This window comes from Rhizobium favelukesii (assembly GCF_000577275.2).
In the GTDB taxonomy this organism is placed as follows: Bacteria; Pseudomonadota; Alphaproteobacteria; order Rhizobiales; family Rhizobiaceae; genus Rhizobium; species Rhizobium favelukesii.
The window spans coordinates 962456-983621 of sequence record NZ_HG916855.1 but is presented as its reverse complement, the minus strand read 5'-3'; the positions used below and the strand labels follow the sequence as shown (position 1 = coordinate 983621).

16 protein-coding genes and 4 pseudogenes are annotated in these 21166 nt (G+C 59.2%); 8 read left to right on the top strand and 12 right to left on the bottom strand.

Going from position 1 to position 21166, the window contains the following annotated elements:
- Window positions 1-1248 precede the first annotated feature (1248 nt).
- Window positions 1249-1906, top strand: a pseudogene (locus LPU83_RS68185) (glutathione S-transferase family protein).
- Between the two features lie 245 nt (window positions 1907-2151).
- On the opposite strand, the gene LPU83_RS68180 reads toward LPU83_RS68185, so the two are convergent.
- Window positions 2152-2772, bottom strand: coding sequence for a methyltransferase family protein (locus LPU83_RS68180; RefSeq protein ID WP_024316349.1), 621 nt, complete (start codon window positions 2770-2772; stop codon window positions 2152-2154).
- 438 nt (window positions 2773-3210) lie between these two features.
- On the opposite strand from LPU83_RS68180, the gene LPU83_RS68175 reads away from it, so the two are divergent.
- Both LPU83_RS68175 and LPU83_RS68170 read left to right on the top strand, forming a co-directional pair.
- Entirely contained in the window at window positions 3211-3549 is a 339-nt protein-coding gene (locus LPU83_RS68175) for a hypothetical protein (protein ID WP_024316351.1), read from the top strand.
- A gap of 333 nt (window positions 3550-3882) precedes the next feature.
- Complete coding sequence (locus LPU83_RS68170; RefSeq protein WP_024316352.1) at window positions 3883-4626, top strand: outer membrane protein; 744 nt, start codon at window positions 3883-3885, stop codon at window positions 4624-4626.
- A gap of 112 nt (window positions 4627-4738) precedes the next feature.
- Here LPU83_RS68170 and LPU83_RS68165 read toward each other — a convergent pair.
- Both LPU83_RS68165 and LPU83_RS68160 read right to left on the bottom strand, forming a co-directional pair.
- Window positions 4739-5266: pseudogene (locus LPU83_RS68165) on the bottom strand (IS630 family transposase); the annotation flags it as partial.
- A 978-nt stretch (window positions 5267-6244) separates the two neighbouring features.
- On the bottom strand, window positions 6245-6994 hold the full coding sequence (locus tag LPU83_RS68160) for an SDR family oxidoreductase (protein WP_024316354.1): 750 nt from the start codon (window positions 6992-6994) through the stop codon (window positions 6245-6247).
- 98 nt (window positions 6995-7092) lie between these two features.
- Between LPU83_RS68160 and LPU83_RS68155 the strand changes: the two genes are divergently transcribed.
- Window positions 7093-7998 (top strand): AraC family transcriptional regulator, encoded by a 906-nt coding sequence (locus LPU83_RS68155; RefSeq protein ID WP_029710196.1) that lies wholly within the window; start codon window positions 7093-7095, stop codon window positions 7996-7998.
- A gap of 112 nt (window positions 7999-8110) precedes the next feature.
- Here LPU83_RS68155 and LPU83_RS68150 read toward each other — a convergent pair whose 3' ends face one another.
- Window positions 8111-8704, bottom strand: coding sequence for a TetR/AcrR family transcriptional regulator (locus LPU83_RS68150; RefSeq protein WP_024317895.1), 594 nt, complete (start codon window positions 8702-8704; stop codon window positions 8111-8113).
- A gap of 152 nt (window positions 8705-8856) precedes the next feature.
- Between LPU83_RS68150 and LPU83_RS68145 the strand changes: the two are divergent.
- Window positions 8857-9256: pseudogene (locus LPU83_RS68145) on the top strand (RidA family protein).
- A 403-nt stretch (window positions 9257-9659) separates the two neighbouring features.
- Window positions 9660-10099, top strand: a pseudogene (locus LPU83_RS74900) (DUF433 domain-containing protein); the annotation flags it as partial.
- 444 nt (window positions 10100-10543) lie between these two features.
- Here the strand turns inward: LPU83_RS74900 and LPU83_RS68135 are convergent.
- A complete protein-coding gene (locus tag LPU83_RS68135) occupies window positions 10544-10795 on the bottom strand; it encodes a hypothetical protein (RefSeq protein WP_024317894.1) in 252 nt (83 codons plus the stop codon).
- 785 nt (window positions 10796-11580) lie between these two features.
- On the opposite strand from LPU83_RS68135, the gene LPU83_RS68130 reads away from it, so the two are divergent.
- Both LPU83_RS68130 and LPU83_RS68125 read left to right on the top strand, forming a co-directional pair.
- Window positions 11581-11754: a hypothetical protein gene (locus LPU83_RS68130; RefSeq protein WP_157997396.1), complete on the top strand. Its 174-nt coding sequence runs from the start codon at window positions 11581-11583 to the stop codon at window positions 11752-11754.
- A gap of 131 nt (window positions 11755-11885) precedes the next feature.
- The gene (locus tag LPU83_RS68125) at window positions 11886-12110 is read left to right on the top strand and encodes a hypothetical protein (RefSeq protein ID WP_024317892.1); all 225 of its coding nucleotides are present in this window, start codon (window positions 11886-11888) and stop codon (window positions 12108-12110) included.
- A gap of 66 nt (window positions 12111-12176) precedes the next feature.
- Here LPU83_RS68125 and LPU83_RS68120 read toward each other — a convergent pair whose 3' ends face one another.
- From LPU83_RS68120 to LPU83_RS68090, 7 genes are all read right to left on the bottom strand, one after another.
- Complete coding sequence (locus LPU83_RS68120; RefSeq protein ID WP_082321386.1) at window positions 12177-12437, bottom strand: hypothetical protein; 261 nt, start codon at window positions 12435-12437, stop codon at window positions 12177-12179.
- Between the two features lie 849 nt (window positions 12438-13286).
- Complete coding sequence (locus LPU83_RS68115; RefSeq protein WP_024317890.1) at window positions 13287-13598, bottom strand: polyphosphate kinase 2 family protein; 312 nt, start codon at window positions 13596-13598, stop codon at window positions 13287-13289.
- Window positions 13549-14058 (bottom strand): TetR/AcrR family transcriptional regulator, encoded by a 510-nt coding sequence (locus tag LPU83_RS68110; protein ID WP_082321340.1) that lies wholly within the window; start codon window positions 14056-14058, stop codon window positions 13549-13551. Before LPU83_RS68110 ends, LPU83_RS68115 begins: the two co-directional genes overlap by 50 nt.
- 63 nt (window positions 14059-14121) lie before the next feature.
- A complete protein-coding gene (locus LPU83_RS68105; RefSeq protein WP_024317889.1) occupies window positions 14122-15411 on the bottom strand; it encodes an alpha/beta hydrolase in 1290 nt (429 codons plus the stop codon).
- 1 nt (window position 15412) lies between these two features.
- Window positions 15413-18466, bottom strand: a complete 3054-nt coding sequence (locus LPU83_RS68100; RefSeq protein WP_024317888.1) for an efflux RND transporter permease subunit — start codon at window positions 18464-18466, stop codon at window positions 15413-15415.
- Complete coding sequence (locus LPU83_RS68095; protein WP_024317887.1) at window positions 18463-19560, bottom strand: efflux RND transporter periplasmic adaptor subunit; 1098 nt, start codon at window positions 19558-19560, stop codon at window positions 18463-18465. The genes LPU83_RS68100 and LPU83_RS68095 overlap by 4 nt, the downstream gene beginning before the upstream one ends.
- A gap of 1 nt (window position 19561) precedes the next feature.
- On the bottom strand, window positions 19562-20626 hold the full coding sequence (locus tag LPU83_RS68090) for an efflux RND transporter periplasmic adaptor subunit (protein ID WP_024317886.1): 1065 nt from the start codon (window positions 20624-20626) through the stop codon (window positions 19562-19564).
- Window positions 20627-21166 lie beyond the last annotated feature (540 nt).

The following is a 21166-nucleotide window of genomic DNA, read 5'->3' as shown; positions in this document are numbered from 1 at the left end:
CATACTGGAGATGCGACATCCAATGTGCGGCTCGCACGATCGGTGATCCGTGTCCACACACCGCGTAAGCAATCGTTACCCGGTCGGCGGTCTTGCAGAAGCGAATTTCCTGCGATCTCTTGCTGGACGTCAACGGTGGCGTTGGGAAATCCGATTCAAAAATCCGGGAGACGAGACCCGATCCTGGCCGGGAAAGCCGATGTGACTGGTTCGGAGCGGCGCCAGAAAACGGGATCGGCTCGGTCCCGGAGATTGAAGGCTCCGACCACTGCTCGGGCACATCGACGTCGGCAATCTCTTCGGTAAGTCTGTTGAGCACCAGGCAATGAACGTGCACTTGCTCGGGACTGTCTCGAAGGCGGCGGATGAGGGCGCGCAGAATTGCCATGTGCAGCCGAAGCGCTATATCTCGGTGATATAGCCGCCACGCTTCAAAGCTTGGGCAGTGCGGCAGGCAGAGGCCTTCGAGAAATTCACCGCGAAATGTCGTCGCAAGCGACTCCAATGCCTCCGTATCCAAGACGTGGAGATCAGCGGGTCGAAGGGAGGCCATGCCTCTGAAGTCCAAATCAACCGCCTGGGGCGTGAGGAAAACGGAATGGTGGTCCGCATGCAGACACTCATGACCTTCGGTATTCACGATTGGCCTGAGTTTGTGGAGGCTCCACCTTAATGAAGCCCGAGGGTCGTCTGGAATTTCCCAGAACATCTTGCAAAGATGATCGCGACGCTGGGGTCTTCCGATGACGGCCAAATAGCCAAGAAGAGCGCGCGTCTTCTTCGACTGCGGCAGTGGCAGAAGCTGTCCATTCTGCCTGACGTTGAGTTCGCCCAATACCTGAATTGTTAGCTGGCCGACCATGGTACACCGGCTTGACGATAGTGTTCAGACGACAGCTTAGAACAATGCAGCTCAAGACGAAATCGGCTCTGGTTGCCGTTAGGCAATTAGCGGCAGGACCGCCATATGGGACGGACATTCCGGCTCGGCAACCTGGCGCTTGTGAAGGCCCTCGGTCTACTTTCAGGGCGCAAGCTCGCAAAAGCAGACAATGAAACAGGGCAGCCCCTACGCACGGCCTTGCGAAATTGGCCACCGTGCTATCACGACCTTTGATCAAGAAGCGGGCGTTCGCGATCTGCGCCCAGCCATGAAAGTAGTTCAAGACTGATGTCGGTTTCCGCGAGGCTCATTCGTCGTCACGATAGGAAGCCGAAGAAAATCGCCCAAGCAAGGAAACGGATGCGATGACAATCACTATCACAGCATTTGAGCGATCGCCCGACGGCGGCAAGGGACTGGCGCGCGATACGCGCGTTCGCTGGGCGCTCGAAGAAGTGGGGCAGCCTTATCAGGTTCGTCTTGTTTCCTTCGCAGAGATGAAGGCGCCTGACCATCTGGCCATCCATCCCTTCGGCCAGATCCCCACCTATGAGGAAGGTTCTCTCTCGCTGTTCGAGACCGGCTCGATCGTCTTTCATCTTGCTGAGCAGCACGCGGGCCTGCTGCCGAAGGATCGCGATGCCAGAGCGCGCGATCACGTGGATGTTTGCCGCACTTAACACCGTCGAGCCGCCGGTCCTCGAATTAACGACGGCAATGATATTCGAAGGTGACAGGTCTTGGAGCAAGGAGCGCTTGCCATTGGTAAAGGACCGTGTTCGCGCTCGGCTGGACAAACTCTCGGCTCACTTAGGCGTCGCAGACTGGCTCGATGATGCGTTCAGCGCGGGCGATCTATTGATGGTATCAGTGCTGCTGCGACTAAGAATGTCAGGCATTTTGGACGAATATCAAAACTTGGCTGCCTATGTCGCTCGGGGGGAAGCTCGGCCCGCTTATATCCGGGCTTTCGCCGCGCAATTTGCGATCAACGCCGCATCAACCAGCTGCATTGGCTCGTAAAGCTGAGCCGATAGCAGGTTTGAAGTCAGCATGCGGCCGGGCATTTGACCAATGCTCGGCGCTTCCAGCTTGACCGCTTTTGACGTCAACGTCGGCAAGATAAAAACGGCGACGATTGGATCGTTTACCGACAGGCGGCATTCATATTGCGCCGAGTTCTGATTCGGGCTGGACATGAGCCGATATGACCTGACCGACTTCGAGGCGCGTGATCCGTCCGTTGCTACCCAAATCGCGACTGTACCTCACGGAATATAGAAAACCGCTCGGAGGTATCTCTCGTTGTGCAGGTACTCCAGCAGCTCACATAGCGGGATCAGTGCTACCAAGAAGAGTGCGTCACGGAACGCGGTATACAAAGCGGAAGTGCGGAATGTGACTTCTGCGTCGATCTTCATCAATAGCGGATTCGGCACGAAGAATGGAGTTCGTGCTGCATAGTCATCATAGGCAGAGCCGAATTTTGAGCTCAGATATTCGCTTTCGCGCCGCGCTGTGTAGGCGAACAATAAAAAGAAAATTGGCACAAAAATGGCTGTGATCAATGCGGAACCGATCATCAATCCCACGCCCAGGATCGCCAGCATTGACGACACGTAAAGCGGATTCCTGGTTATCGAATACGGACCGGTGGTTATCAGGTGTCGGTTCTTACGATGGCCGATATACAGGGTTGACCACAGGCGGCCCAATACACCCGCGATGACGAGAACCACGCCAATGTTCTCAAACAGTTCATGCAACGCTGTTCCTGCATAAAGCGGACGAGAAAGGGATACGAGTACAAAAAAGGCCGTCGCTGTGAGCCAAAGCCCGCCGATGCGTCTTTTCTGAGAGAATGGTTTTTTTGTACTCGGCGCATCCATTAGAACGTCCCCTCTACCTTACGTCCCAGGTTGCCGTTTGCCGTTTGCCGTTTGCCGTTTGCCGTTGAAGTGATCACCGATCGACAACTATCAGCAAACTACAAGGGTCGCGATTTCACGAAGCCCATTCGACTTGCGTTGAAGGCCAAAACGTAGGGCAATCCGCGATTGCAGCCGGCACATGCTTGCAACAAAGAGTCAATTTGAAATGACCGAAAGTCAATACGAACCGAAATACAAATGTGGAGAGACGTCAATCGGCCGAATTAGGTACGAAGCCGCAGGCTCGATGAGGGAGACATGGCAATGGAGCGGTCACGGGCCGAAGGTGAAAGAGCGGTTGCTACCGCAGCAAGGATTCGAGCCTACCGCTCGGGAAGCCTCGCGCATGGCCGAGGACTATTATGATCGGCTGACGGCCCACAACAGGCTGCACACATGAGACATTTGCTTGACGCAACGGAGCAATCCGTCGCCACGGAAAATTGGTATGCGGCTCTGATGCTCGCTTTAACGCTTCCGGACATTTGCTCGAAGGCAGACGGGAACGGGGAGAAGCGCTACGTCACCTGGGCAAGACAATGGGTTGAACCCGGCTTTACTTTTGACATTCTCGTACATGGGAATCAGGAGGCAAAAGAGGCGAGACTAGAGCTCTTGAGCCTCCTTCGGCTGTCGGACCGCACAGAAGAACAGATACCGCGGATGTCTGAGCTCAGCACCGTCATGGAAGAAACGAAGGGTGATCCCTTCGTCGTCACGATTTCTAACCGCTGAAGATTTGTACGCACTGCGGTGCGCCTGCTGTCACGCCGGGGGCCATGATATCTCAGAACAAATCGCTAAGAATGTCCTGTCGAGGGTCCCTACTGCGGCGGACGAATTAGTTGCTGATCGGAAGTAGGTCAGCATGCAGTAATCTCCAGGTTGCCGGTTCAGTGTCCGGCGCGCTTGTTGGTGGTCGCGAAGATCGCTGAGGTTGTGACAACTATGCAACGCGGTTTCTAATATAAGCCACATCGAATGTCTTTGTGGTCGAATTCGCGTGTTCGGCGAGCGTCAGAGTCCTAAGTTCGTTCGACTGGCTCTCTTTCTACGAGGAAACCGTACATGCGTCGCACTCATCTTCTACTGGTCGCTCTTCTGTCCACCGTGTCCTTCACCGCGGCGCAGGCCGCCGATCTGGTTGCCCCAACCGAACAGCCGATCAACCCGGTAGTTCTGCCGTCGACGTCGGGGTTTTATATCGGCTCCACGAGCTCGGTGAACTTCCTCGACGACACCGGCTTCGACGTGTTCGGCGTCCGAGTGTCGACCGACTACGATGCTGGTTTCTACACCTCGCTTCGCGCCGGCTATGATTTCGGCGCGGCCGGCTGGGTGTCTCCACGGCTCGAACTCGAACTCGGTTATGGGACCGCGTCGGTCGACGAACATAGCGTTGCAGGTATCGGCAGCATCGCGTCCATCGACTCTTTTGGTGACGCGCGACAATTCCAAGGCTACGTCAACGGCTACATTGATGTCCCGTTGACAAGCGCCATCAAGCCATTTGTCGGCGGCGGCGTCGGCTTCATGAATCTGGAACTCCGCAAGCAGGGTGTCGCGGGTGTAGCCACGTTGATGGACGACAGCGACACGGCATTTGCCTATCATCTCGACGCCGGTGTCGGCATCGACATCCAGGGGCTGGGACTATTCACCAACACGTCACTATTCCAGAACACCACCTTCGAAGTCGGCTATCGCTACACGGCGGCTGACGATTTCGACTTCACTGCTCGCGATGGCACCTCATCAAGCACGGATTTCACCAGTAACTCCGTTACGTTAGGCTTCCGCAAAAAGTTCTGACAGCTTTCCCAGCCTCCGCATGCAAACGCGGAGGCTCTCCCAAGGCGATCCCTCAGCGGGGAGGTGGTGAGAGCGTAGGTCGATAAAAGGGTATACCGAATAATTTGTCGGGCTAGACTAGTTTTAGCGTTTTCGTGGTTCGAATCATATCAAGCGGCCTCGGCGAGCTTGTATGACCAGGAATGACGGGATGGCGATTGACGTCTTCGATACCGGCCATAATGCGTTCCTTGAGCTCATGTTTTGAGGTCACCCGGATGTGACGCGGGACGGAGCGGGCGAACTTGGAGAAAAAGCCCTCGATCAGGTTGAGCCAGGAGCCGTGTTTGGGCGTGAAGGTAAATTCGAAGCGGCCTGCCGGTCGTTTATCGAGCCAGGCTCTGGTTTCTTTCGAGATGTGTGCGGAATGATTATCGAGGATCAACTTGATGGCGGTGCCGGCCGGATAGGCGGCATCGAGCAGCCTGAGGAATTCGATGAACTCGCGGCTGCGGTGGCGGTGCTTGACGAGCGCGTGGACCTTGCCTGTCAGCAGGTCAATTCCAGCCAACAGGCTGAGCGTGCCATGCCGTCTATACTCAAAATCGCGCGCAAAGGTCGAATGGACGCCTGGCACGAGCGGCAAATCCGGCGCCGTCGTCGAGGTTCTTCCGCCGGCCCTCATATTTTACGGGCGGCGCAAGACAAGGCTCTATGCGAGCCGGCATCGGATCAACGGGGAGTTTCGGCTAGGAAGGGTCACGCGGTTTTCATGCACGGGAACGGAGGGGCGCATCGGCTTCGCTGAGGAGAGGTTTTGGAGTCTTCCGAGGAGCTTTTATCATCCCCTCATTCCATCAGGCATTTCTTCCAGAGTCCACATTGCACTCGCGATCCTCGCCTCGGCCTACAACTGCGCCTCGACATGCGATCCAAGAAATTCCCAGCGAAGTCCAAAGGTCGCGAGCAAGATCATACACCTGTAAAACAGCACAATCGTGGTCTTGCGAGCCCTCTCATCTATCCGTCTGCCTTTCATGGGCTAACTCGACAGCCCTTGGCTCTCAACTCTCGGCCGTTCATGAGGTCGACCAAGTCTTTGGCCTCATCAGCGGTCAAACAGTCCAAGGGAACGCCTTCGACAATTTCAGGACAACCGGTGAAGGTATCTATGACGGACCATTTCCCGTCGTAGACCAGACTTTCCTCAACCTGATACCTCAGGTGGGTTCTCTCGCAAGGCATCATCACGTCGCCTCCCCACGTCCGAGCTGGAGACCCCAAGCGCCGTCCGACGGCACGCTTGGAGGTCTCCTGCCGGGGAAGCTTCCGGCGGGTCTTGGCTTGCAACGCAGCCCGCGTGGTCGGAAGTCTCCCTTTGGTCCCCTCGCCTTAAAGATTACGCTCTCCATAGAGGATGGCTAGTCGGACCAAAGTCCGAGGTGCTAATTTAGCTGCCTCAAAACCAGCAACGTTGTCTTGCACCTGACGCAATCCCTTGCCGGAAGCTTCGCGCCGTTCGTCCAAGCGCGATCTCAGCAATCAATCTCGGCTGCACCCAAACGAGGATCGTGCGCTGCCCCCCATACTGGACGTGTGGAGAAATGGTCCTGGACTGTGCGTCGGCAACAGACAGGATCTAACCCGCCAATGCCACTGCATCAGCGCCCGCGGGAATGCGCAGCGGGCTGAACGGCTCGGTCGCGGCGCGCCATACGGCTTCGGCGACGTCCAAGGGCCGCGTGGCGGCGGATGATCGCTGCTGCTCCCATCCTGCAAAAACGCTCTGCACCAGGCCAGAATATGCCTCGGGGAAGCCGCCCCGGCTATGGACACTCGACCGCGCAGTCTCGCTGAAGCGAGTCTCAGGAGCCCGTCCCGGTATCACGAGGTGCGCGCGTATATCGAAGGCGGCGAGTTCCAGTGCGAGCACTTCGGTGAAGGCGTTCACGGCCGCCTTGCTGGCGGTGTAAACGGAGAGCAACGGAAGCGGCTTCAAGGTCACGCTCGATGTCACGTTCACGATGATGCCGCCCTTGCGCTGCCGGAACTGGGGCAGTACCGCTTGCGTCATCGCCATCGTGCCGAGTGTGTTCGTCTCGAAGATGTGGCGCAGGGTATCCATTGAGGTGCCTTCGAGGGCATTCAGCCAGCCGATCCCCGCATTGTTGACCAGCATGTCGATTGGGCCGGCATCTTCGATGGCGCGGCGAATGCTTTCGGGTTCGGTAACGTCGAGAGCCAGTATCCTCAGGTTCTCGGAGGAAGGCAAGATGTCCTCGCGCGGCGTGCGCATGGTCGCGATAACCTTCCAAGCGCGATCGAGAAAGCATCTGGCGATTTCCAGGCCGAATCCGGACGAGCAACCGGTGATGAGAACAGTTTTCATGGAGTGTCCTTTCTGTTTTTTGTCTCCCCGGAAACTAGACCGCGCCCGCCGTACTTTCTATAATTGAAAGTCCAGTTATCGTTTTCAAGAGTCCGGAAATGACCGATCCTCTCGCAGAAGTAGTGACACTGCTGCAGCCGAGCGCGCCGCTGTCGAAGCTCGTCAGCGGCGCGGGTGCCTGGCGCGTCCATCGTTTGGAATCGGGTCAGCCGTTCTACTGCATGGTACTGGAAGGGTCTTCTCGTCTCACTATCGAGGGACAGGAGCCGATCGAGCTTCGCGAGAGCGATTTTGTCCTCATCCCGGCGGCCTATGGTTTCACCATGTCGAGCCTTGAACCGGAGACATCGGGCGGCATCGATCCATTCGGCGTTAGGCAAATGGCCGGTGAAGTAAGGCATGGCAATCCCGACGGGCCGCCCAATGCCCGGTTATTGGTCGGCCATTTCGCATTCGGCTCGCCGGATGCGCCCTTACTGGTATCGCTGCTTCCGCAGTTCATTCATGTTCACGGCGAGGCGAGGTTCGCCACCATCGTTCAACTGGTCGGCGACGAAGCGCGTGCATTACGGCCCGCGCGGGATATGATCCTCGCACATTTGATGGAGGTCCTGCTCGTCGAGGCTCTCCGCTCGACGGCTGGCACCAAGGCCCCGCCCGGTCTCTTGCGCGGGCTGGCAGACACGCGGCTAGCTGCTGCAATTCGCCTTATGCACGAAAATCCCACGAGAGACTGGACCGTCGAGCAACTGGCGAAAGGGGCCGCGCTTTCTCGCTCGGCCTTTTTCGAGCGATTTCGCCGCGCCATGGGCGTCGCCCCCATGGAGTACCTGCTCTCGTGGCGGATGGCGCTGGCCAAGAACCTTCTACGGCGAAACGAAGGTGGCATGAAGGAAATCGCCGATCGCGTCGGCTATGGTTCGGCCAGTGCCTTCAGCGTCGCGTTCACGCGCTTTGTCGGAGTGGCGCCGACGCGCTATCTGCAAGAGGTCGCACCTAGTTAAGGTCGACTTGCTTATGGAATGACGGCTTTGCACCCAAGCGGAAGCTGCTGAAGCCCCTGTGGTCGCGGTCCCAACGTCGCGACCTGACAGCTCGATTTCAGCTACCGGCGGGTTACAATGGCTTCGAAAGCAGCCCCGTTGCCAGGGAACGGAAAGCCTCCACGGCCTTCGGCAGCACATCCTGCGCGTTTTCGCTTGCGGCGACCCAGAGAGCGGCATTTAGCGCCGCACCGCTGAGAAGGCGGGCAACGACCTCCGCGTCAAGCGGCTTGAGGATGTCCTGTGCAATCAGCCGCTCCACCGCTCTCTTGGTGACTTGCAGGCAACTGTTCTGGCTAGGCCATTTCGAAGGATCACCCAACACCGCAGGTCCATCAAGCAGAACAATGCGTTGGACTTCGGGGTCAAGCGCCATCTCAATATAGGCGGCGCCCTCGGCCAACAGCCCTAGCCAGTCGCTGCCGGTACGGGCGCCGATCTCCTGCGCGCGCGACGCCATTTCCGAGTCGATTTGCTCGACAACCGCCGCAAGCAGCCCCTGCTTGTCTCCGAAGTTGTGGTAAAGCGCACCGCGTGTCAGACCGGCTTCGGCGGTCAACTCGTCCATGGAAGCCGCAGAATATCCCTTTTCGGCGAAGGCTTTTCTTGCCGCCGCGATCAACTTGCCTCGGTTTTCTTCCTTTGTTTCGCTGCGTCGTTTCGCCATTTCATCTCCTAGTTCACATACGCGGCGTATATTAACTTGACATACGGCTCGTATGTGAATATTTAACATACATACCGTATACTAAATGCAGCGCAGGCTTGTGAAGCATCGCCCCGCGCTCATCGGTTCCAGATTCTAAGAAGGAAATCAGAATGACCCAGCGCGAAGCAATCTTTCCTGCAGACAGGCACGCACTTTATGAGGAGCATGGCTATTCTGCAGCGATCCGATCCGGTGATCTTCTGTTCGTGTCCGGGCAGGTCGGCAGCTCGTGCCGACGGAACGCCAGAACCCGATTTCGAGCGCCAGGTTCGGCTGGCATTCGAAAACCTCAAGTCGACGCTGAGCGCAGCCGGCTGCACGATGGACGATATCGTGGACGTGACCACCTTCCACACTGATCCTGAAAACCAGTTCGAAACCATTATGGCTGTCAAGCAACAGATTTTCAGCAAGCCGCCCTACCCCAATTGGACTGCACTCGGGGTAAATTGGCTCGCCGGCTTCGACTTCGAGATAAAGGTCGTCGCCCGTATTCCAGCAAATACCTGATGCCGCCAGACGTCCGGCGTCGGGGGAAACGGCCGTCTCCTGTCACACGAGCATTCCCATAACCGTGCGCTTGCGGCGGAATTTGCGAGGCCCCCGATGACCCGTTGTTCGCCCTCGCCATGCATTCCCTCAAGCACGACGCCGCTCTTTGTGAGCTTGAGCACCTCCTCCACCCGAGGAGGCAAGCGCCGCAAAAGGCCCCCTTTCTTTTTGCTGGGTACTCAGATTATTAGTTCCAAACTTTTTTTGGTTGGCTAATATGCCGCCCATGGCAGCCGAACGGTGCGACTTAACAGGGCGCAGCGGGGACCGAGCATCCTGTATGGGACGAAATCTCGAATGCCAGAGGGAGGGAAGCCTAGGGCTCTCTGGAGGCAACACCTAAGCTTCCCTTCCGCCGCCATCAATCCTATCTGCCGAACGCCCCAAGCGCCTGTTCGATACCATCGATCAGAACCCAGAAGCAGATACGGTCAGTGCGGACGACGACCCGATCGTGGATGTTGCGCGCGCCGTTAACAATTGGCCGCGCGCGGAAACGCTTCGAGAACCTGAACAGAGATGATCCAGAGCGTCGAGGGAATCATGGGCGGCGAGCCAGTTTACGGGCGTTCCCGTGAGGGTGATTGGGGCGATCAAGGCGCAGGGTGCAAGTACCGACACGGCGCAGGGTGCAAGTACCGAGGAAATTGTCGGGGGCTATCCGTCGCTTACCGCGCGAATGGTGGAACTTGCCGAAATCTGGGCTGCGGCTCACCCGGGGGCGGCCGCAAGCTGTCGGAGTTGGGCCTGACCGTGAAATCCACGAAGCGTTTGCGTCTTCGAAGCGAAGCCCCTTCCGAAACTATCCAAAAGGATAGTGCGAATATTCTCACGCACGATTCACTTTCTGGTGCGGCAGTGCTTTTCTATAAGCGCCTAAAAAAGGAGTTTCCCATGGAAACCCAGACATATAGCGTTCACAAGAACCTCAAAGAGGAAGCCACCGGGCGGGAAGCCGTGGTCAACGGATTTGTCTTGGACATGCTCACTGCCGAAGAGGCCGAGGAATTGGCCGGCGCGTTGAACCGAGATGAAGAGCAAGCGTTTCTATTGGTCGCCTGAAGTGACGAAACGGGCGCGCCATAATCGGCCCAGAAGGGTGGCAGCCTCCCTGGGCTTTCCCCTGCCGTTTAACCGACTGGCATGACGTTCTTTCCCAGTTTTTCGTCGACCTTACCGAGGCGGCCGCATAACAGCGAGGACATTTGAGTTTTTGACCTCAAATGTTCCCGCACGGTTGATCCGTCAGTCGGCTTTTTCGAAAGTCGGGCGATAGACGCCTCCGATCTCGAACTCGTCGATTGCTGCCCGGTTGGTAATGGTCATGGAAAGCTCGCCTTGCGGCGTCCACTTCGACCAGTCGCCATTGCCCTCGGGCAGATCCTGTAGATAGTCGCCGAAAGCAGCGTTCATCTTCACTTCGACGTTGACGTCGGCTGGGGAGTTGGTTGCGCGATGGTTGATTTCGTTCACATAGAACATTGCCTGTACGCTCATGCGTCTTCTCCTTTGTTGGTCCGGATGCCGCCGGGCTCGGATACCAGAAGACCCGCCTCGGAGAACCTGTGGTGGTCAGAAACCCAGATTTTGCTTGCTATTCAGCGACTAATGACTGCTAGCTCTCCTTTCACTAGGAGAGCTAGCAAATGGCCAAAGGTCAGGTACGCGGCAACAAGGAAGCCAGGAAACCTAAGAAGGACAAGGCCGCTACAAAAAGCGCCTCACCCACATTGGGTTCTCAGGTCAAGGACACCGTTAAGAAGTGAACCCGGGCAGGCGACGGTCAAACGCCTGCCCCAGGGAGCGCCCACCATATCCCTTATCCCGGCGGCTGGGATGACTGGCAGCTGGGCAGAGCGGCCACCCAGTCTTACCGCAGCCATCCTATTTGCAACGATGCCAGACCGAACGTTACCGCTACCAAGGCGAGATAGACGGCCCATGCAGCAGCGTTCCGGACAGGGCGAGGTAGGCGAGCCAGACGATTTTGCAGGCGATATGCAGCGCCTGATCCTGGGCGAAATTTGTCCTTCCGCGCACCTTCGCCTCGTCGATGAACGTATGAGCCAGCCATTCTGCTAACCCGAGCCATATGTTCGCTGTGACCACAGCCACGCCGCGATAAGGTGATAAATGCGCAACGGGCCGGATTGTTTCGCATCTGATCCCTGTCCCGGGGCTGATAGGACCGGCAGACGGCAAGAACTATCGCCGCACTGTCTTTGAGAGCAGTATCTCCTCGGTGCAGTGCCCCGATCGCCAAGCCGACAGCGGAGGAAATGATGAACGACGACGAGATAGAACGGCTCGCCAAATCTGTATGGGAGCGCGAGAACCACTCTAAACCGTGGGCGACGCCCACCTCTCCCCGCGTGCTCAGCCAGGACGTCGATACCAGCGCCACGGAAGAGGAGCGCAAGCTCTACCGAGATCGGATCCGGCACGGCGATCGCTAAGCGGGGTTAAAGTTCTGCCAAGAGTTTTCTCTGGTAGCTGCTGAACCCACAGGACCGCCGTACCTCTTGAACCCTTCCAAACCTCCTGCGTTTTAAAGCGCGAAGAGCGTTTTTCGTCCCGGAGGAATGACATGAGGCTTGTGCAATTGACCTTGATTGGGCAGGCGGCGATGCCTGTCTTCATAAACCCGGATCAGGTGGTGTCGTTGGTGGCGCTTCCGGACCGAACGCAGATCGTCACGACGGCAACCAGCGCCCACGGAGCGTCGATTGTCTACGATGTGACGGAGCTGGCTGCGGAAGTCATACGACGGCTGACGACAAATGCCGCTGTCGCCCCACCAGGGCGAGCCTGAGGCAAAGAAAGCCCGCCGACCCGCTAAGGCGGCGGGTTAGAAGCCTATCGAATTGCGATTGAGAACCTAGCGAGAACGGTCCGGTTCGGTCTCGTCAAAATTGACATCCCAATCCTTTTCTGGCCCCTCAGTTCCGGGCGGAGTGCGGTTGCCGGTGACATCTTCGGACCCGGTGATCACAGTAGGCTTCGCACTCGCGACTCCACTGCTTTCCCCACTGCTTTCCCCGTCGGCGCGCGATTTTGCAAACTGGCCCTTCGCGTCCTCTTTAGTCTTGAGGGCGTCAGACGGCCGGCGTAGTTCCGGATCCTGGTTGTTTTCGCCCACAGCGTCTCGATCGACATCCGGATCATCTTTTGCAGGAAGGTAACCGCGTGGCCGGTTCTTCTTGGGGCCTTCCCAGCGTGGCGACTGATCAGTTGTGCCAGGTGCGCCGGCTTTTGGTGAGTTCATACCCATCGTTTGATCTCCTTTTCTGGAGGTCAAAGCTTTGTGGCGTTGAAAAGTTCCTCTGGTCTTGTTCGGGAAAGCGAAGCTTCCGATTGTTGCCCTACGGACCCGAAGGCGGGGCTCTCACAAGGTCTTTGCGCCACCCTTAACCGACCACGGCTATCTTCGGCGGCCGTCGCCTACCACGAATGTCGCAGCCGCAATGCCGCCGCGCTTGCTCGAATTGGTGCCGGGGCTACCCTCCCGGCTTGACCGCCGGCGCTGGTTGCTTGCGGATCCAGCGCTTCTGATGTCGGGGGCGCAGCCGTTTCCCCTGGTATTCTATGCCACGTTAGACCGGTTTCGTGGGCGTCTGTTCGCTCTCGGTGGCCCTTCGATTGGCGAGCAACGAATCCAAAGCCCTATGTTCCGGGCCGAACGGCCGCTGGTTCAAAAATGAGGTCACCGCAGTTGTGGTTTCATGACCGCCCGACGATGGGTTGCCCCGGTGAACAACAACTTCTTTGTTGGATACATTGTCGATGCCTAGAAACCACCGATCACCATTTGTGCTGGACGCAAATTCTCTTAGATTTTCCAAGTTAATACTCCTTCTAAAGATAGAAATAGAGCGTGGAACTGGAATTACGATGAAATACTTCGCTTCGGCTGCATGGATTGCCGCTCCTGGACATGCCGGGTTTCGATTACTCTTCGCGAAGCGAGAGCAGGTCGACGTGCGGCTTACTAGCTCAGACCGCTGAACGATCCATGCACCAAGCCACGCCCATCCAGAACACACTTGGCACGGTGTTTCGGGCGGTGGTGTCCGAGGTGGTCGTCAGGGCGCTTCTGCCGTTTCCCGAGCTTCGGCTCATCGAACTTCACCCGCTCGTAGGGGATCGACTTCAGAAGGTGAGTGATGCAGTTGATGCGCGCCGACTTCCTGTCGTTCGAGTTCACGATCCACCAGGGCGCGTGTAGCGAGTCGGTCGCGCGGATCATCTCGTCATAGGCCTTGGTGTAATCCCACCAGCGATGATAGCTCTCGAGATCCATCGCCCTCCCGACGGGAGATGTGGTGGGCCTCCAGACGGCAGGGGCGGTGGACCGCCGGGCGGCGGTGCAAACTGACCGAAGGCAGCGTTCCGACGTCCAACTCTGCAGCGAGAACAACGAGGTTGAACATTTGGCGGTCGCCGTGACATGCCTTCAGCATCGAGTGGTGTTGCCCGAGCACGTGTTCTTGGAGGCGGTCCGCGGCATTGAGGCTATCGGTAGATACGGCGGGGAAGCGCACATCGGTTTGGAAGAAATTTTCCGCGACGGCATTCCATATCGTAGCTTTGGAGGGGAAGATTTTGTAGACGCTGGCTGGGGACTTCCCAAGAAGCCGGGCGATGTCGGCGACGTTTGTCTTCGACGGCCCGTACAGCCGGCACGCTTCCGTGCCGGCTTCGATGATCCGGGATGCGTATTCAGCTCGCGGCGGGTGTCTTACAATCGTTCCAACTTCCATTTGCCAATCTATCGAGTCCTAGCTGGACGGGGTTTCAGACTTCGGGCTAAGCCGCTTGAAGGTTCAGTACGAAATCTGCCCATCCTTGATCGTTCCGCCGTCGGAGGAGAGCTCCTCCTTCAGGATTTCTCGTGCTTCAGGGCTGATGACCGCGACTGGCGCCGCCACGGCAAGACGCGCAGCCGAGCCGGCGAAATTGGCCGCAGTCACCCCGATCTGATCGGCAACGCTGGTCTTTCCGCCCTCCAGGCTCTGCCCGGCCAGCCGCCGCCCGAGCAGGCGCACGATCTCGGGACTGTCGGCGAAGGCATTGTGGCCGAGCGGATCGTTCGTCGCGATGGCGCTGGTGTCGATGACGGAAACGCCGAGTTCGTCGAGAAGAGGCGCATACGGTCTGAGATCGGACCCGCCGACGCGGCTGACGCCACCAGATAGCCAGCTCGACATCTCCAGCGCCTTGTCGCGCGTCGACGTCAAGATCACAAAGTGCGGCCGCTTCGGCCCCATCTCGGTGAACTGACGGCGAAACACGTCGATGTCGATGTCCGGCGATGCGAGAACGACGTTCTTGACCTTCGCCGGGATTGATTTCTCGCGCATAGCGACGCCGCGCAGGGCCTCGGCCGCGAGCCAGCCGCCCATGGAGTGAGCGAGGATCGTCACATCGGAGACGTCGGGACTTTTGACCGCCTGGAGGATCAGATCCTCCAAAGCCCTGCGCGAATAGTTTGCGCTCTCCTTGTCGTAGAGGTAGTCGAAGACACGGCCCCTTGATGGCCAAGTGAAGAGGATCGGTGCGGCGTCGGTTCCCGAGTCATGGACGATCTGCGCGAAGCGGAAGACAGCGTCGGCGTAGGTGTTGTTGAAGCCATGCACGAAAATGATGACCTGATGCTTCGTGTTTCGATTCTTCCGGTACCAGTCGAAAGCCTGGCCCTCGGATTGCACCTTGGCAACCTGCGTGACCGCAAACTCCTTTTGCGGGTTGGGCGGCATGCGGGACGGCCACTGCACCTCTCCGATCTTGCGGTTCCGGTCGGGCGGGACGGACACATCGACGCTATTGAGGGAAATCGCCGTCCCGCGGTCGCCGGAAAAGAGTTTGCCGGGATCCTCCGTAGGCTTACGTGTCGTGGCGACGAGCATGGTGACCCGGCTCGTGCCGGTCGGGGCCACGGCGAGAGGCTGAAGGACGTTCTGCGCCCGATTGGCGCAACCCGATGTAATGAGAGACAGGGCCACGAGGACTGAGACGGTTCTGCACGCGCAATGAATGGCGGCGATCGTCGCAGTGAGGCTGTATCCGGTGAGACCCTGGGCAATGCGCCCAGGGATCGAGAGCGATGTCGTCATCTCAGTTCTGCTCGACTTCGCGAGGGATCCGGAACCAGGCGACGTAGAGCGCCGGCAGGAAGAGAAGTGTGAGCGCCGTTCCCACGACGATCCCACCCATCATCGCGTAGGCCATGGGACCCCAGAAAATCTCATGCGAGATCGGGATCAGGGCGAGCGTTGCGGCCGCGGCCGTGAGCATGATCGGCCGCATTCGATGTTCGGTCGCCTCTACCACCGCGTTCCATGCCGACATTCCCTCTGCACGCAGTTCCTCGATCTGGACGATCAGGATCACGGAGTTGCGGATGAGGATTCCGACCAGCGCGAGGACGCCTAGGAGTGCGACGAACCCCAATGGCGAGTTGCTGACAAGCAGCGCCACGACGACGCCGATGAGGGCCAGCGGCGCCACGGAGAAGACCAGTAACAGCCTGTGGAAGCTCTGCAGCTGGATCATCAGCAGCGTCGCCATGATGACGAACATCGCCGGCGCCACCTTGGCGATCGGACCCTGCGACTTGGCGCTCTCCTCGACCGCGCCGCCGACCTTGACGGAATACCCCGCCGGAAGCGTCTTTTCGAAGGCCGAAACCTTGTCGGAGAGCGCCTTTACGACGGTCGCCGGCTGCGTCGCATCGCCGATCCCGGCCTTGATCGTGATGGTCGGAACCCTGTCGCGCCGCCAGATCGTCGGCTGTTCGAGCTCATAATGGAAGGTCGCGACCGATGACAGCGGGACGGATTGACCACTACTGCTCTGCAGTTGCAGGTCAAGCAGCGTGTCGATCGAGCCGCGCTCCTTTTCCGCGGCACGGCCGATGACATCGACCAGATAGATGTCATCCCGGACCTGCGTTACGGCATTTCCTTGGACGACGGTGTTGAGCGCCATTGCGATGTCCTGGGACGAGACGCCGAGCTGTCTGGCCTTGTCCTGCAGCACGTCTATCTTCATGACGCGGGCCGGCTCGTTCCAATTGAAGGCAAGGTTCGTAAGGGAGGGATGGGTGCCGACGATCGAGCCCAGCTTCTGTGCCAGGTCGCGCACCGTCTGCAGATTTTCACCGGACACACGGTACTGGATCGGCTTGCCAACCGGAGGGCCAATGTCCAGTAGCTTCACGTAGGCGTCCGTTCCCGGAAACGTCTTCTGAAGGTAGGCTTCCATCTGCTGCTTCAGCTTGTCCCGGACATCGAGCCCCTTGGTGACGATGATCGTCTGGCCGATGGACACGTCGGCCGGCTGCACGTCGAAGGAAAGAACGAAGCGCGGCGCACCCCTGCCAACGTATGTCGACCAATGTTCGACGCCAGGGTTGCCGGCCAGCATCTCATGCTCGAACTGGGCCATCTGGCGGCTCGTTTCGGCGATCGAGCTGTTCTGCGGCAGGTTCCAGTCGACGATCAGCTCGGGACGGTCGGAGCTCGGGAAGAACTGCTGTTGCACCATCGACAGGCCGACGATCGATCCAGCGAAGAGAAGGACCGTTGCGACGATCGTCATCCAGCGCCAGCGCAGGCAGAACTGCAGAAGGCTGGAAAAAACCTTGGCAAAGCGACCCTTGTGCTCGGCGTGCTTCTTCATCGTCTTCGGTAGAATGGTCACGCCGATCAGCGGCGTGAACACGACGGCGACCACCCACGAAACGACGAGTGAAACCGCAATGACGACGAAAAGGGTGAAGGTGAACTCACCCGCGCTGCTCTTGTTGAAAGCGACGGGGATGAAGCCTGCGACAGTGACCAGCGTGCCGGTCAGCATCGGGAAGGCCGTCGAAGTATAGACGTAGGTGGCGGCTTTCGTGAGACTGTCACCTGCTTCCAGCCGCGCGACCATCATCTCGACGGCGATCATGGCGTCGTCGACGAGGAGGCCAAGCGCGATGATCAGCGCTCCGAGCGAGATGCGCTGCAGCGAGATGCCCGTGTAGAGCATCACCAGGAAGGTGATGGCGAGCACCAACGGGATCGCGATTGCCACCACCAGGCCGGCCCTCATCCCGAGGCTGATGAAGCTGATCGCGAGTACGATCGCGACCGCCTCGAACAGGGCCTTTGTGAAGCCCCCAACCGCCTCCTCGACCACCTTCGGCTGGTCGGAGACCTTTTCGACGGAGACGCCGACCGGAAGCTCCTGGACGATGTTACCCATCGTCTTTTCGAGCGTTTCTCCGAAGGCGAGCAGATTGCCGCCTGTCTTCATGCCGATGGCGAGCCCAATGGCTGGCTTTCCGTTGAAGCGAAAGAGCGACGTTGGCGGATCGACGTAGCCGCGGGTGATGGTGGCGACGTCCGTCAGCGGGAAGAAGCGGTCGTTGACCCGAAGATTGATCCCACGCAAGGTGTCTTCGGAGATGAAGCGCCCGCCGACCCGCAAAGCGACGCGTTCCGGCCCGGTTTCCACAAAGCCGGACTGGGTGACGGCGTTCTGCGCCTGCAGCGTGGCAATAATGTCGGCGCGGTCGATGCCGAGGGCGGCGATCTTGCGGGTGGAGAATTCGAGGTAGATCACCTCATCCTGCGCACCGACGATGTCGACCTTGCCGACGTCGGGGATCTTGAGGATCTGCGTTCGGGCGTTCTCCGCGAAATCACGCAGTTCCCTCTGGCTAAGTCCGCTGTCGCCCGTAAAGGCAAAGATATTGCCATAGACGTCGCCGAATTGGTCGTCGAAGAAGGGACCAACCACGCCGTGGGGAAATTCGTGCTTGATGTCGTCGACCAGGTTGCGGACCCGCGACCAGGTGGGCTTCACGTCCCGCGCGTTCGTATCCGGCAGCAGGTCGACGAAGACGGTCGTCTGACCGGCGGTCGTGATGCTGCGCGTGTGTTCGAGGTTGTCGAGTTCCTGCAGCTTCTTTTCGATACGGTCGGTAACCTGCTGTGTCACCTCCTCGGCAGAAGCGCCGGGCCACTGGGCCTGGATCACCATCGTCTTGATGGTGAAGGATGGATCCTCCTCGCGGCCGAGCCCGAGGTAGGCAAAGGCGCCTGCCGCCGCGAACATTATCATGAAATACCAGACGAGAGAGCGATGCTCGAGCGCCCAGTCAGAAAGGTTGAATTTATTCACGGGCGTGGCTCCTGTCCGAGTTTCACCTTCTGTCCATCGACGAGTTCATCGACACCGGCGATGACGATCTCTTCCCCTTCCCGCAGGCCCGATAGAACCAGGACGGAACGGGCGTCGGACGCCGGGCTATCGAGCTCAACCGCCCTCAGGGCGACTTGGGCTGTGGAGCGATCCACCACCCATACCTGGCTGGCGCCGCCTTCATAGCGGACGGCGGAGAGCGGCAGCGCGATCGCCTGCTTCCTTACTTCGACAAGCGGCGTCGCGGTGACCACGGCGCCGAGGCGGAAGATGTCGGGCGCCTGATCGATTGCGATCTTCAGCCGATAGGTGCGGGTGTTGGGATCGGCCTGAGGCGCGATCTCGCGGACGACGCCAATGGCTTGAATCCTGCTGTCGAGTTGAAGGGCGACATTAAAGCGGTCGTCCAGGCGAATGTTACTGAACTGCGCCTCGGGAACATCGACGACCACGTCGCGCTGTTCGAGGCGTGCCAGTTTCAGGACAGGCTGGCCGGCCGAGACGGTCTGGCCCATTTCCGCGGACGTGGCGGTCACGACGCCATCGAACTCGGCCCTCAGCTCGGAGTAGCCTAGCTGCTCATGCGCCTTGGCAAGGCTCGCCGTCGCTTTCGCAGCATTGGCGGCGGCCGACTTGAGCTGCTGTTCGGCAAGATCGTGATCGGCAATGCTTGCCGCATTGCTCTGGACGAGCCTTCGCTTGCGCGTTTCGGTCGTCGCGGCGTTCTCCAACTGCGCCTGGGCGTTGCGCAGATCGGCTTCGGCGCTCTTGACCGCGAACTGCAAAGTGAGAGGATCAAGCTGCGCAAGGACGTCCCCCTTGTGGACGAGGTCGCCGACGTCGACCTTGCGAGACACCATCCGCCCAAGAGTCCGGAACGCCAGGTCGGTCTCGATGCGGGCTCGCACGACGCCGGGCAAGCTTGGCATTTTGTCCTGTTCGGCCGCGGCTATGACGACTTTAACAGGACGGGGAGCCGCCTGCTGTCCCGCGGCGGAGTTTTGATCACAGCCGACAAGCAGGGAGATCGATAGAAGAAATGGAAGAGAGGCATAAATACGGTTCAGGGTCATCTCACTTGCCTTCCCAGGCGACTGCCTGACCTTCCCTAAGGAACTTTCCACCTTCGGTGACGATCAGGTCATGCGGGGCCACGCCGCCGGTGACGACGAAATCGCTCTGGCGGTATCGGTCGACCGATATCTTGCGGAGCGAAACCGAATGGTTTTGGGTATTGACCAGCCACACGGCGGGTTCACCTTGGGCTGATGCGATCGCGGTGTAGGGCAGCACAATTCCGTCGCGCGGCGAGGCCCGCAGCTTGCCCACCACGGGCGTCCCGAGCAGCCATTGCGCGGCTTCCTGGAGCCCCACCTTGATCCGGATCGTGCCACCCTTCCCGTCTATGACGGGCGAGACCTCGCGTATGTTGGCATGGACGTCGCGGGAGGGGTCCGACACCGGTGCAACCTCGACGTCCTTCAACGGCCGGCCATCCAGGAAGAACGCCTCGAAGACATCGAACACCGCATCTCTCGGACCGTCGTGGGCGAGCGTGAAGGCAGACTGCGCCGCTGAAACCACCTGCCCTGCCTCAATGCCGCGCGACGTGATGATGCCGTCCGCGGCGGCCTTCAGCTCGGTGTAGGACAGCGCGTCCTCGGCCGTCGCGAGCGCGGCCTCCGCGGCCTCGAGGGAAGCCTGCGCGCTCAGCAGCTCCTTCTGCGCATCGTCAAAGATCGCCCGAGGAACCGCCTGCGACTGCAGGAGCGACTTCGCCCGGTCGAAGGCGAGCGTCTTCTGAGCAACGACGGCCTGCGCCGACGCCAGCGCGGCACGGGCGACGCTGACGTCCGCCTGCTGTTCCGTGTCGTTGAGCCTTGCAAGCACGTCGCCGGCGTGGACGTGCGATCCGACGTCGACCTTTCTCTCGAGAACTCGACCGCTGACGCGAAAGGAGAGTTCAGTCTGAACCCGTGCCTTCACCTCGCCGGTGATTTCCGCACCCGGTTGATACTGAGCCGCCGACGCCGCAACGACGCGGACCTGCTGCGGCGGCGGGGCCACCGCGGCTTTCTCGTCGCAGCCAGCCAGAACTGCGCAGGCGAGACCAATTCCCAGCAATCGAAAGGACTGCATGTTTTGCTCCGATAGGGTTTCCGATCATCGGAAGCCGGCGTCTTGCACGGCGGCTCACAAACTATGATCTGCGGGTCGTCGCCCGATGTTGTCAACGCCCACTTAGAGAGTGTTGTGGGCAATGTCAACATTGAGAGATGAAAATATGTTGACACACGCGAGATGCGGCGTTGGGGACGCGCGTCCATTACGGTGCGATGTGAGGTCCCGCGCTCGAGATCGTTAGTTGCACTGGTGAAGCAATGCATGGCGAAGGAGGCGTCACCGGGACTGGTGCGCGAGATGCTGGCCGCCGTCCTCGACCGAGCGATCTCGTTGGCGCGAAAGCACCGCTCGGGTCATCGTCGTCGAACAAGGAAAGACGCCGAGATCGATCGGTACGAACCGCTCTATCAACCGCCTCGAGAACTAGAGGGCGAGGACGATTTCCATTCGCTATGCTCTCCCAACGAGCCCGCCTTGCCGACATCGACGTACACGCGGTCTGGGGAAGGCAATCCCCGTCGCCAATCTCGCCTTCCAGGCCCGACGCCAGTGCGT